A 14,253-nucleotide genomic window follows, 5' to 3' on the forward strand; every position below is an offset into this window, starting at 1 on the left:
CCATCGGCGGTCAGCTCGTCTGCCCGAGGGCCCGTTGCACGAGACCGGAGATGTCCAGTGCGTCGATCAGTTCTGCGTCGTCGGCGGCCGGTCCGGGGGTCCCCGCCGCCTCGGTGTCGGTGTCGGTCTCGGGGTCGGTGTCGGCCAGGCCGAGCAGGGTGTCCAGCACGCCCGCCTCCTTGAACCGGGCGAACGGCACGGACGCCAGGACCCGCCGGAGGTCGTCTTCCCGCCCCGCCAGGCCGTCGTCGGCCTCGCGGAGGAGCTCGACGCGCAGGTAGCCGACCAGCGCCTCCGGGGTGGGGTAGTCGAAGATCAGCGTCGCGGGCAGCCGCAGCCCGGTGGCCGCGTGCAGGCTGTTGCGGAGGTTGACCGCGGCCAGCGAGTCGAAGCCGACCTCCTGGAACGCCTGCCGCGGGCCGATGCCTTCGGCGCCGCTGTGGCCGAGGACGGTCGAGGCGTGCCCGCGGACCAGCTTGAGCAGGATCCGGTTCTGCTCGGCGTCCGGGACCGCCCGCAGGGAGTCCGCGAGCGACGACGCGGTGTCGCCGTCTCCGCCGTCGTCCGGCGCCGCCTGCAGGATCGCCTTCGCCTCCGGCAGGTCGGCGAACAGCGGGCTGGGCCGGACCGAGGTGAACGCCGGGATGAACGCGGCCCAGTCCATGTCGGCCACGGCCACGGCCTTCTCGTGGCCGGCGACCGCCTGCACCATCGCGGTGACCGCCAGCGGCGGCGCCATCGGCAGGACCCCGCGGCGGCGCAGCTGGGCGAGGGCGGCCTCGTCCATGCCGATGCCGATCTGGTCCAGTGCACCCCAGGCGATCGACGTCGCCTTGAGGCCGCGGGCCCGGCGCCACTCGACCAGGGCGTCGAGGACGGCGTTCGCCGCGCCCGCCGGGCCCTGGCCGCCGCCGCCCCAGATGCCCGCGATCGAGGAGAACACGACGAAGGCGTCGAGCGGGGTGTCCTCGAAGAGCTGGTCCAGCCACACCGCGGTGGTCACCTTGGCGGTGAAGACCTCGTCGAGGTCGGCGCGCCCGGTGTCGTCGACCGAGCTGGTCTGCGCGATGTCGGCGGCGTGCACCACCGCGGTGACCTCCGACTCCGCCACGAGCCGCGCAATGGCGTCCCGGTCGGTGCCGGCGCAGAAGTCGACCGCGGTGCCGAACTCGGCCAGCTCGGCCTTCAGGTCTTCGCCGCCGTCCCGGCCGGTGACGATGAGCCGGTCGGCGCCGGACTGCGCGAGCCAGACCGACGCGTGCCTGCCGAGCCCTTCGGCCCCGCCGGTCACCAGGACCGTGCCCCGCGGCACCCACTTGCTCGCTGCGGACTCCGGCACGGGCTTGCGGACCAGCCGCCTGCGGTAGACGCCGGAGCGCCGGACCGCGAGCTGGTCTTCGCCGCCGGCGCCGTTCAGCACACCGAGCAAGGCCTGGGCCGTGCGCGCGTCGATCGCGGCGGGCAGGTCGACGAGACCGCCCCACCGGTCGAGGCGCTCCAGCGCGACGGCGCGGCCGAGGCCCCACACGGCCGCCTGGGCCGGTGCCGTCACGGCGTCCTGGATGCCGATGTTCACCGCGCCGGAGGTCAGGCACCACAGCGGCGCGGACGTGGTGGTGTCGCCCAGTGCCTGGACCAGCGCGAGCGTCGAGGCGGTGATTTCGGTGGCGTCCGCGGGCCCGCCGTCGAGCGCGAGCAGCGACAGCACACCGGTGAGGTCGTTGTCCGCCAGGACACCCCGCACCCGCTCGGCGAGCCGCTCCCGCGAGGCTGCCTCGACCTCCAGCCGGACGATGTCGAGTCCCTGCCCGGTCAGCTCCGTCAGGAGCGCGTCGGTGGTGCCGGCCGGGACGACGGCCAGCCAGCGCCCGCCGGGGACGCCGGTGGCTTCGCGCTCCAGGGGCTGCCAAGTGACCTGGTATCGCAGCTTCTCCGCGGTCGAGCGCTCGCGGCGCCGGTCCCGCCACTGCGCGAGCACGGGCACCACCGTGGACAGCGCCCCGCGCTGCTCGGGCACCAGGTCGAGCAGCTCGGCCAGGCTGTCCACATCGGACTGTTCGATCGCGGTCCAGAACTCGCCGTCCACGCCTTCGGCCGCCTCGGCTTTCTCGCCTTCGTGCAGCCAGAAGTGCCGCCGGTCGAAGGCGTACGTCGGCAGGTCGACCCAGCCCGCCGCGGGCAGTGTCGCGGTCCAGTTCACGGCCACACCGCGGACGAACAGCTCGGCCGCGGACGCCAGCAGGCGGAGGAGACCACCGTCGTCCCGGCGCAGCGAACCGGTCACCACGGCGTCGTCGCCGATCTCGCTGAGGGGCTGGACCAGCACCGGGTGGGCACTGATCTCCAGGAACACCGTGTGCCCCCGCCCGGCGAGGTCCGCCACCGACGGCCCGAACCGCACCTGCTGCCGCAGGTTCCGGTACCAGTAGCCGCCGTCGACGACGGCGTCTTCGATCCACGCGCCGAGCACGGTGGAGTAGAACGGGATTTCCGGCGCCTGCGCGGTGATCCCGGCAAGGGCCTGGTCGAGGGTTTCCTCGATGGCCTCGACGTGCCGGGTGTGCGAGGCGTAGTCCACCGCGACCCGCCGCACCCGGACGCCGTCGCTTTCGAACGCGTCCAGTGCCTCGTCGAGCGCCTGCGCGTCCCCCGCGACGACGACCGACGACGGGCTGTTGACCGCGGCCACCTCGACCCGGTCCGCCCACGGCGCCAGCCGCGCGACCGCGTCTTCCTCGCTCAGCGCGACGGACGCCATCCCGCCGCGGCCGGCCAGTTCCGCGGCGATCGCCTGGCTGCGCAACGCGACCACCTTCGCCGCGTCGTCCAGTGACAGCGCCCCGGACACGCAGGCGGCGGCGATCTCGCCCTGTGAGTGGCCCAAAACGGCGTCCGGGGCGACCCCTAGGGAGGCCCACACCGCGGCGAGGCCGACCATCATCGCGAAGCTCGCGGGCTGCACCACGTCGACGCGGTCCAGCAGGTCGGCGTCGCCGCGCAACACGTCGAGCAGCGACCAGCCGGTCCACGGCTCCAGCGCGGCCGCGCATTCGGCGATCCGCGCGGCGAACACCGGCGAGGAGTCCAGCAGTTCCCGGCCCATCCCGGCCCACTGCGAACCCTGGCCGGGGAACACCCAGACGAGCTTGCCGGGCCGGCCCGCGGTCCCGGTCACGACACCGGGCGCGTTCTCCCCGCGGGCCAGTGCCTGCAGGCCTTCCCGGGCTTCGGCCGCCGAGCCCGCGATGACGACCGCGCGCTCGTTCAGCGTGGCGCGGCCCGACACGAGGGCACGGGATACTCCCGCCGGCGAGACGTCACCCTCGAGGAACGTCGCCAGCCGACCGGCCTGACCCGCCAGGGACCCGGTGCTGCGGGCGGACACCACTAGCGGCACCACGGCGGCCGGCTCGTCCGCCACGGGTTCCTCGGCGGGGCCTTCCTCGATGACCAGGTGCGCGTTGGTGCCACTGGCTCCGAAGGAGGACACGCCCGCGCGGCGCGGGCGGCCGTTCCGCGGCCACTCCCGGGCCTCGCTCAGGACCTCGATCGCGCCCGCGGACCAGTCGACCTGGGTCGTGCGCTCGTCGGCGTGCAGGGTGGCGGGCATGACGCCGTTCCGCATGGCCATGACCATCTTGATCACCCCGATGACCCCCGCGGCCGCCTGCGTGTGCCCGATGTTCGACTTCAGCGAGCCGAGCCACAGCGGTGTCTCGCGCTCCTGGCCGTAGGTGGCCAGCAGCGCCTGGACCTCGATCGGGTCCCCCAGCGCCGTCCCGGTCCCGTGCCCTTCCACGACGTCCACTTCGGACGGCGCCAGCCCGGCGCTCGCCAGCGCGCCGCGGATCACCCGCTGCTGCGACGGCCCGTTCGGCGCGGTCAGGCCGTTCGAAGCACCGTCCTGGTTGACCGCACTGCCGCGCAGGACGGCCAGGACGCGGTGGCCGCGTTCCCGGGCCACCGAAAGCCGTTCGAGCACGACCACGCCGACGCCCTCGGCCCAGCCGGTGCCGTCCGCGCCCTCGGCGTACGCCTTGCAGCGGCCGTCGGCGGACAGGCCGCGCTGGCGCGAGAACTCCAGGAAGGCGTCCGGGCTGGCCATCACGGTCGCGCCCCCGGCCAGTGCCATCGAGCACTCGCCCTGCCGCAGCGCCTGGGCCGCCAAGTGGATCGCCACCAGCGACGACGAACACGCGGTGTCCACCGTGACCGCCGGGCCCTCGAAGCCGAAGACGTAGGCCACCCGGCCGGACGCGACGCTCGAAGCCGTGCCGGTCATGGTGTAGCCCTGGACGTCCTCGGGCACTTCGCGCAGCCGCGTCACGTAGTCGTGGTGGACGATCCCGGTGAAGACGCCGACGTCGCTGCCGCGCGCCGATAGGGGGTCGACCCCCGCGCGTTCGAGGGCCTCCCAGGACGTCTCCAGCAGCAGCCGCTGCTGCGGGTCCATGGCCAGGGCTTCGCGCGGCGAGATGCCGAAGAGCCCGGCGTCGAACTGGGCCGCGTCGTGCAGGAAGCCGCCCGAGCGCGTGTAGCTGGTGCCGGCGTGGGCCGGGTCCGGGTGGTAGAGGCCGTCGAGGTCCCAGCCGCGGTCGACGGGGAAGCCGGAGATCGCGTCCCGCCCCTCCGCGACGAGGTTCCACAGCTCTTCGGGGCTGTCCGCCCCGCCCGGCAGCCGCGTGCTCATGCCGACGATGGCGATCGGCTCGTCGGAGACGTCCCGCGTCACCGGCACCGGCGCCGCCGGGCGCTCGCCGCGGAGTTCGGCCCGCAGGTGGTCGGCGAGGACGGCCGCGTTCGGGTAGTCGAAGATCAGCGTGCTGGGCAGCTCGACGCCGGTGAAGTCGCGCAGGCGGTTGCGCAGCTTGATCGCACTGAGGGAATCGAACCCGAGGTCCTTGAAGGACCGGTCGACGTCGAACGCGCCGGTGTCCCGGTGCCCGAGCACCACCGCGGCGCTCTCGCGGACCAGGTCCAGCACGTCCGCCACCGGCTCGGCCGGCCGGCTCACGACCGGCTCGGCCGCGGGGGTGCGCACCGCGGTTTCGTCGACGTCGACCCAGAAGCGCTCGTGCTGGAACGCGTAGGTGGGCAGCACGGTCCCGACGGCCGCACCCGGCCGGCCGAGCACCGCCGTCCAGTCCACCGCGATCCCGCGGACGTGCAGTTCGGCGAGGGCGGTGAGCACGTCGGGGACCTCCACGCCGTTCTTGCGCAGCGTGGCGACGCAGCTCTGCTCCGGGCCGCCGAGCGTGCCGAGCGCCATCGCGGCCAAGGCCCCGCCGGGGCCGAGCTCGAGGTACGTCGTCGCGCCCTCGGCGTGCAGCGTGGTGACGGCGTCACCGAACCGCACGGCGCCGCGCACCTGATCGACCCAGTACTCCGGGGTGTCGAGCGCGGCGAGTTCCCCGGTCAGCGTGGAGACGACGGGCAGCGACCCGGCCCGGTAATTCAGGCGCTGCGCGACCGCGCGGAACTCGTCGAGCATCGGTTCCATGAGCGGCGAGTGGAAGGCGTGGCTGACCGTCAGCCGCCGGGTCTTGCGGCCGCGGCCCGCCAGTTCGGCCGCGGCGGCGAGCACGGCGGCCTCGGCGCCGGAGAGCACCACCGAGTCCGGGCCGTTGACCGCGGCGACGCAGACGGCGGCCCCGAGCAGCGGCGCGACCTCGTCCTCGGTCGCCTGGACGGCGACCATCGCGCCGCCCGCGGGCAGGGCCTGCATCAGCCGGCCGCGCGCGGCGACCAGTTCGCCCGCCTCGGCCAGGGCCAGCACGCCGGACACGTGCGCAGCGGCGAGTTCGCCGATCGAGTGACCGGCGAGCAGGTCCGGCCGCACGCCCCAGGACTCGAAGAGCCGGAACAGCGCGGTCTCCACGGCGAACAGCGCGCCCTGGGTGTACATGGTCTGGTCGAGCAGGGCGCGGTCGGCGAACACGACCTCACGCAACGGACGTCCGCCCAGGTGCGCGTCCACGGCCTCGCACGCGGCCTCGAAGGCGGCGCGGAAGACCGGGAAAGCTCGGGACAGCTCGCGGCCCATCCCGGCCCACTGGCTGCCCTGGCCGGTGAACAGCACCCCCAGCTTGCCGTCGACCGCCGTCCCGGACACGACCCCGGGGCCGAAGGCGGCAAGGTCGCTGCGGAGCTGTTCCCGGTCGGCGGCCAGGACGACGGCCCGGTGGTCGAGCCGGGCCCGGCTCGTGGCCAGGGCGTGGGCGACGTCGGGGACGCCGACATCGGGCCGGTCGCCGAGGAAGCCGGCGAGGCGTCCGGCCTGCCCACGCAGGCCCGCCGCGGTTCGTGCGGAGAGCAGGACCGGCACGAGGAACTCGGCGGGCTCCGGCTCCGGCGTCACGACCGGCTGCGGGACTTCCTCGAGGACGACGTGCGCGTTCGTGCCGCCGATGCCGAAGGACGACACGCCCGCCCGGCGCGGGTGGCCGTTGCTCGTCCACTCGCGGGCCTCGGTCAGCAACTCGACCGCGCCCGAGGACCAGTCCACATGGGACGACGGCCGGTCGACGTGCAGGGTCTTGGGGAGGACGCCGTGGCGCATGGCCATGACCATCTTGATCACGCCGGCGACACCGGCGGCGGCCTGCGTGTGCCCGAGGTTCGACTTCACCGAGCCCAGCCACAGCGGTTGCGCGCGGTCCTGGCCGTAGGTGGCGAGCAGCGCCTCGGCCTCGATCGGGTCACCCAGCGTGGTGCCGGTCCCGTGCGCCTCCACCGCGTCGACGTCCGAAGTGGACAGACCAGCGGCCGCCAGTGCCTTGCGGATCACGCGCTGCTGGGACGGGCCGTTCGGGGCGGTCAAGCCGTTCGACGCGCCGTCGGAGTTGACCGCCGAACCGCGCACCACGGCCAGGACCTGGTGCCCCTTCCGCCGCGCCTCGGACAGCCGCTCCACCAGGAGCAGCCCGACGCCCTCGGACCAGCCGGTGCCGTCCGCGGCCTCGGCGAACGCCTTGCACCGGCCGTCCGGGGCCAGCCCGCGCTGGCGCGAGAACTCGACGAACGTCTCGACGGTGCCCATCACCATCACGCCGCCGGCCAGCGCCATCGAGCACTCGCCGCGTTGCAGCGCCTGGACCGCCAGGTGCAGGGCCACCAGGGAAGACGAGCAGGCCGTGTCGACGGTGACGGCCGGGCCTTCGACGCCGTAGTGGTAGGCGACGCGGCCGGACAGGACGCTGGCCGAGCCGCCGGTGAGCCGGAAGCCCTCGACGCCGGTGGCCTGGTGCATCCGCACGCTGTAGTCGTGGCTGTTGACGCCGGCGAAGACGCCGATGTCCTGCCCGGCCAGGGTGGTCGGGTCGATCGCGGCCCGTTCGAACACCTCCCAGGACGTCTCGAGCAGCAGCCGCTGCTGCGGGTCCATGGCCAGGGCCTCGTTGGGCGAAATGCCGAAGAAGGCGGCGTCGAACCCGGCGGCGTCGTCGAGGAAGGCGCCGTGCCGGACGTACGTGGTGCCTTCGTGGTCGGGGTCTTCGTGGTAGCGCCGCTCGGTGTCCCAGCCACGATCGGTGGGGAACTCGGTGACGGCGTCGCCGCCGTCGGCGACCAGCCGCCAGAGGTCCTCGGGGCTGTGGACGCCCCCGGGGAAGCGGCAGGCCATCGCGACGATCGCGATCGGCTCGTCGGCCGAGGCGGTCCCGATCTCGGCGGGCCGGGCGGTCGTCGCCCCGAACAGCTTGCCGCGCAGGTGTTCCGCGAGGGCCGGGGGCTTCGGGTAGTCGAAGATCATCGCCGGGGACAGGGTGAGCCCGGTCGCGGCGGCGAGGCGGTTCCGCAGTTCCACCGCGGTCAGCGAGTCGAACCCGGCGTCCTTGAACGTCCGTCCGATGTGGACGGCGTCGATGCCGGGGTGGCCGAGCACCTCGGCGGCGTGCCGCCGCACCAGGTCGAGCAGGGCCGCGGTCCGCCCGGCCTCGTCCAGCCCGGCGAGCCGTTCGGTCAGCGACGCCGTCTTCGCGGCCGCCCGGCGCGGCAGCGGGGCCAGGCCGCGCAGCAGCGGCGGCACCGGGTCGCCGGACTTCGCCGTCGCCCGCAGGGCGGTGACGTCGAACTTGGCCGCCACGAGCGCGCCGCCGGTGCCGATGGCCGCGTCGAGCAGGGCCATGCCTTCGCCGGCGGGGAGGCCGGACATCCCGATCCGCCGGTTGCGCCGCAGGTCGGCGGCGCCCAGGTGCTCGGTCATGCCGCTGACCGCCGCCCAATAGCCCCAGGCGATGGACACCGCGGGCCGGCCTTCGTCGTTCCGCTTGCGCGCCAGCGCGTCCAGCTCGGCGTTGGCCGCCGCATACCCGGCTTGGCCGGGGTTGCCCAGCACGCCCGCCGCGGACGAGAACAGCACGAACGCCGCGAGGCCGGCGTCCCGGGTCAGCTCGTCCAGGAGCCGGGCGGCGTCGGTCTTCGGCCGCCGCACGGTCTCGAGCTGCTGCGGGGTCAGCTCGCTGACGACGCCGTCGGCCAGGACGCCGGCGGTGTGGATCACGGCGGTGAGCGGGTGCTCGGCCGGGATCGCCGCCAGGACGGCTTCGAGCTGCGCGCGATCGGCCACGTCGCAGGCGGCGACGGTGACGGTCGCGCCGAGTGCGGTCAGTTCACCGTGGAGTTCGGGCGCCTCGCCGCGGCGGCTGACCAGCACGAGGTGCCGGACGCCGTGGGCGGTGACGAGGTGCCGGGCGGTCAGCGCGCCGAGGGTGCCGGTGCCGCCGGTGATCAGGACGGTGCCGTCCGGGTCGAGCGGCCGCGCGTCCTGCCCCGGCGAAACCCGGGCCAGCCGCGGCACCGACGCGACGCCGCTACGCACCCGCACCTGGGGTTCGCCGCTCGCCACCACGGCGGGCAGCACGCCCGCGTCGTCGAGGTCGGCCAGCACGATCCGGCCCGGGTGCTCGGACTGCGCCGAGCGCACCAGGCCCCAGATCGCGGCCGCGCCGGGTTCGGTGCAGTCCCCCGTCACCACGGCCAGCCGCGTCCCCGCGGGGTCGGCCAGCCAGGTCTGGAGTGCGGCCAGTGTCTCCTCCACCGACGTGGCTTCGTAGGTCGAGAAGTCGGCTTCGCCCGCCGTGGGCAGCGGGACTTCCGGCCACTCGACGCGGAAGAGGGAGTCGGTGGTCCGCGGTCCGGCGGCGAACGGCGTACCGCGCACCGCGTCGACGGTCAGGACCGGCTGCCCGGCCGGGTCGGTCAGCCGCAGGCCGGTCGCCGTCGGCGTCACGGTCACCGTCGTGGCCCCGGCGGCCAGCAGCGACACACCGGTCCAGCCGGACGGGAGGAGGTCGTCGCCGACGACCGTGCGGACGGCCGCGTCCAGCAGCGCGGGGTGGATGCCGTAGCGGTCCGCGTCCCGCACGCCCTCGACCGTGACTTCGGTGGCGTCTCCCGCCGTCGCCGGGTCCGTCACCTCGGCGACGGCGGGAGCAAGCGTGCCGTGGGCGTGCCGCGTCCACGGTTCGTCCCCCGCGCGGGAGAAGACCTCGATCGGACGGCGGCCCTGCTCGCCGGGCTCGCCGGCGAGCAGCTGGACGTCCCGGCCGCCGCGGGGCGGCAGCACCACGGGGGTGTCGATGGTCAGGTCGGCGAGGAAGGGGGTGGCGGTCAGGTCGCCGAGCCGGATGGCCGCCTCGACCAGCGCCGCGTTCGGCACCCGGCCGTCGGCCGCCCACGGGAGGGCCCGGCGCGTCCACCGGGCCACGGCGGTGCGGCGGTCGGAGCCGGGCGTGCCGACGATCGTGCCCAGGAGCGGGTCGCCGGCCGCCGCCGGTTCGGCCGCCGCCAGCCAGTAGTGCCGGTGGTCGAAGGCGTAGGTCGGCAGGTCCACCCAGCCGGCGGTGGGGACGAACGGGGTCCAGTCCACGGCGACACCGCCGGTGAACAGCTCGCCCATCGAGGTGAGCAGGCGGCGCAGGCCGCCGTCGTCGCGCCGCAGCGTCCCGGTCACCACCGTGGCCCCGGTGAGCTCGCTCAGGGGCTGGACCGTCACCGGGTGGGCACTGACCTCGACGAACACCGGGTGGCCCTGCTCGATCAGGGCCGTCGCGGCCGCGCCGAACCGGACCTGGTGGCGCAGGTTGCGGTACCAGTAGCCGCCGTCCAGGACGCCGGCGTCGCGAATCCACTCGGCGGTGACGGTGGAATAGAACGGCACGGCCGGGGCCTGCGCGGTGATCCCCGCCAAGGTGTCGGCGAGGGTCCCCTCGATGTCTTCGACGTGCCGGGTGTGGGACGCGTAGTCCACCGCCACCCGCCGCACGCGGATGCCCTGCGCGGAGAGGCGTTCCAGCGTCTCGTCGAGAGCCTGGGCATCCCCGGCGATCACCACCGACGACGGGCCGTTGACCGCAGCCACCTCGACCCCGTCCGCCAGCCACGCGACGACGTCGTCCTCGCCCAGGGCGACCGACGCCATCCCGCCGCGGCCGGAGAGTTCCGCCGCGATCGCCTGGCTCCGCAGGGCCACCACCTTCGCCGCGTCCGCCAGCGACAGCGCACCCGACACGCACGCGGCCGCGATCTCGCCCTGCGAGTGGCCGACGACGGCGTCCGGGCGCACGCCCACGGACTCCCAGACCGCCGCCAGGCCGACCATCACCGCGAAACACGCGGGCTGCAGCACGTCCACGCGGTCCAGCTCGCCTTCGCCCCGCAGGACGTCGAGCAGCGACCAGTCGATCCACGGCTCCAGCGCGGCCGCGCACTCGGCGATCCGCGCGGCGAACACCGGGGAGGCGGCCAGCAGCTCCCGGCCCATCCCGGCCCACTGCGTCCCCTGGCCCGGGAAGACCCAGACGACCTTGCCCGGCGTCCCGGCGCCGGCCGCGTTCAGCGCCCGCAGCCCGGCCACCGCTTCCGCACGCGAACCGGCCACGACGACCGCGCGTTCGTCCAGCACCGCACGCCGCGACACCAGTGCGGCCGCCACCTCGGTCAGCGAGACGTCCCCTTCGAGGAACGCCGCCAGCCGTTCGGCCTGCCCGGACAGCGACTCCTGGCTGCGTGCCGACAGCACCAGCGGCACCACCGCGGCTTCCGGCGCGGGCACCGGCTCTTCGGCGGGTGCCTCCTCGAGGATCAGGTGCGCGTTGGTGCCGCTGACACCGAACGACGACACCCCGGCCCGGCGCGGACGGCCGTTCCGCGGCCACTCCCGGGCTTCCGTCAGCAACGAGACCGCACCGGCGGACCAGTCCACCTCAGGTGTCGGCTTGTCGACATGCAGCGTCGGCGGCAAGACCTCGTGCCGCAGCGCCTGGACCATCTTGATCACGCCCGCGACCCCCGCGGCCGCCTGCGCGTGCCCGATGTTCGACTTCAGCGACCCCAGCCACAACGGCGTCTCACGGTCCTGGCCGTAAGTCGCCAGCAGCGCCTGCGCCTCGATCGGGTCACCCAAGGTCGTCCCGGTCCCGTGCGCCTCGACGGCGTCCACATCGGACGGTGCCAGCCCGGCCGCGGCCAGCGCGCGGCGGATGACCCGCTGCTGCGAGCGGCCGTTCGGCGCGGTCAGGCCGTTCGAGGCGCCGTCCTGGTTGACCGCGCTGCCGCGCAGCACGGCCAGGATCCGGTGGCCGCGTTCCCGCGCCGCCGAAAGCCGTTCGAGGACGACCACGCCGACACCCTCGGCCCAGCCGGTGCCGTCGGCGGCCGCCGCGAAGGGCTTGCACCGGCCGTCGGGCGCCAACGCGCGCTGGCGGGAGAACTCGACGAACGAACCCGGCGTCGCCATCACCGTGACCCCGCCGGCCAGGGCCATCGAGCACTCGCCCTGCCGCAGCGCCTGCGCGGCGAGGTGCATCGCGACCAGCGACGACGAACACGCCGTGTCCACGGTGACGGCCGGGCCTTCCAGCCCGAGCACGTACGACACGCGCCCGGACGCCACGCTCGACGCCACACCGGTGGTGACGAAGCCTTCGAGTTCGGGCGCCACCGCGCCGCCGGACCCGTAGCCCTGGCCCATCAGGCCGGAGAACACGCCGGTGTCCGTGCCCTTCAGGGCGATCGGGTCGACGCCGGCGTTTTCCAGTGCTTCCCACGACGTCTCCAGCAGCAACCGCTGCTGCGGGTCCATGGCGACGGCCTCACGCGGCGAGATCCCGAAGAAGCCCGCGTCGAAGTTCCCCGCGTCGCGCAGGAACCCGCCCTGGCCGACGTACGACGTCCCGGCGCGTTCCCGGTCCGGGTCGAGCAGGCCGTCGAGGTCCCAGCCCCGGTCCCCGGGGAACTCCGAGACGGCGTCGACGCGCTCGGCCACCAGCCGCCACAGGTCCTCCGGCGAGGCGACGCCGCCGGGCAGCCGGCAGGCCATCCCCACGATGGCGATCGGCTCGTCCGGGTCGGCCGCCACCACCGGCTCGGCGACGGCCCGGGTGAGACCGAGCAGTTCGTCCCGGACCCGGGCGGCCAGCGCGGCCGGTGTCGGGTGGTCGAAGACGGCGCTGACGGGCAGCCACCGCCCGGTGTGTTCGGTCAGCCGGTTGCGCAGCTCGACGATGGCCAGGGAGGTGAAGCCGAGGTCGCGGAACGCGCGTCCGGCCGGGACCGGCTGCCCCAGCACCTCGGCCGCCTGGGTGCGGACGAGCTCTTCCAGCAGCTCACCCTGCGCGCGTTCGTCCAAACCGGACAGTCGCGTCCGCAGCGCCGTCGCGACGGCCGCGTCGGCCTGCCGGGACTCCTCCGCGTGTTCGGCCGCGGTGTACCGCAGCTCGCCCGGCTCGTCGGCCAGCAGGCCGCGCCGGATCTTACCCGACGCCGTCCGCGGGATGCGGGCGACTTCGAGGATCCGCTCGGGCACCTTGTAGGCGGACAGCTGTTCGCGGCACTTGCCGATCAGGGCCGCGGGGTCGAACCCGGACGGCCCCGGGATCACGTAGGCGACCGGGACCTCGCCGAGCGTGTCGTGCGGTACCCCGCCGACCGCCGCGTCGGCGACGCCGTCGGCCGTGCGCAGGACCGCCTCGATCTCGCCGGGGTGGATGTTCGACCCGCCCCGGATGATGAGCTCCTTGATCCGGCCGCAGATGGTGAAGTAGCCGGCGTCGTCGCGGCGAGCCAGGTCACCGGTCCGGAACCAGCCGTCCCGCAGCACCTCGGCGGTCGCTTCCGGGCTGTTGTGGTAGCCGAGCATGACGTTCGGCCCCTTGACCCAGACCTCGCCCTCGTGGCCGGCGGGGACGTCGAGCCCGGTTTCGGGGTCGACGAGCCGTACGCCGACGCCCGGCACGGGCAAGCCGCACGAGCCGTCGACGCGGGCGCCGTCCGGCGGGTTCATGGTGATGGCCCCGGACGTCTCGGTGCTGCCGTAGGCGTCGATCAGCGGGACGCCGAAGGTCTCTTCGAACTCACGGCGCAGCCCGGCGCCGAGGACCGCACCCCCGGCCAGGCCGATCCGCAGGCTCGGCGCGGTGAACCCCCGCTGCCGGGCGGCCCGCACCAGGTGGTGGTAGGTGGTGGGCACCCCGGCCAGGAACGTCGAGTCCTCCGCCCGGAGCAGCCGCATCACGTCGTCGGCGGAGCTGCCGTCCGCGATCCGGACGGTCGCGCCGACCACGGTGGCCGAGAGGACGCAGGCGATGTGGGACAGGCTGTGGAACAGCGGCAGCGGCCAGAGCACCCGGTCGGCGTCCGACAGCCCGGGGAACGGCACGTAGCAGGACGCGACGGACCACAGGCCGTTGCGCTGCGTCGACACCACGCCCTTGGGCCGGCCCGTGGTGCCCGACGTGTAGAACATCCAGGCCGGCTCGTCGAGCCCGAGGTCGTCCGGCGCGGGCCGGCCGGGTTCGCGGCCGGCGAGCTCGTCGTACGAGTGCGCGCCCGCCGGGACGTCGTCGCCGGTCACCAGCACCTGCACGGCCGGCGCGAACGGGAGCCGGGCCGCCTGCGCGGCGTCGGTGATGACGACCGTGGCGCCGCTGTCGGTCAGCGGGTGCACCAGCTCGGCCGTCGCCGCCCCGGGGTTGAGCGGCACACCGACCGCACCCGCGCGCAGGACGGCGTAATAACTCTCCACAGTGGACACGCGGTTGCCGAGGCAGATCGCCACCCGGTCCCCGTGCCGGACGCCGAGGCCGGCCAGGTGCCCGGCCAGCCGGCGGCTCCGGGCTTCGAGGTCGCCGTAGCCGACCGCCCGGTGGTCGTCGGCGAAGGCGACCTTGCCGGGGAACCGGGTCGCGTTCTCCAGGAGTGCGACGTGAAGTGGCTTGACGAGATCGGTGCGCACTGGGCCGCAGATCCTTTCGG

The 14,253-nt window shown here is 74.7% G+C and carries 1 protein-coding gene; it reads right to left on the bottom strand.

What is annotated here, in order from left to right:
- Positions 1 to 10: 10 nt before the first annotated feature.
- On the bottom strand, positions 11 to 14,233 hold the full coding sequence (locus ACLJOU_RS38675; protein WP_410574229.1) for a type I polyketide synthase: 14,223 nt from the start codon (positions 14,231 to 14,233) through the stop codon (positions 11 to 13).
- Between the last annotated feature and the right edge of the window lie 20 nt (positions 14,234 to 14,253).

Source organism: Amycolatopsis sp. cmx-4-61, assembly GCF_046548775.1.
Lineage (GTDB): Bacteria > Actinomycetota > Actinomycetes > Mycobacteriales > Pseudonocardiaceae > Amycolatopsis.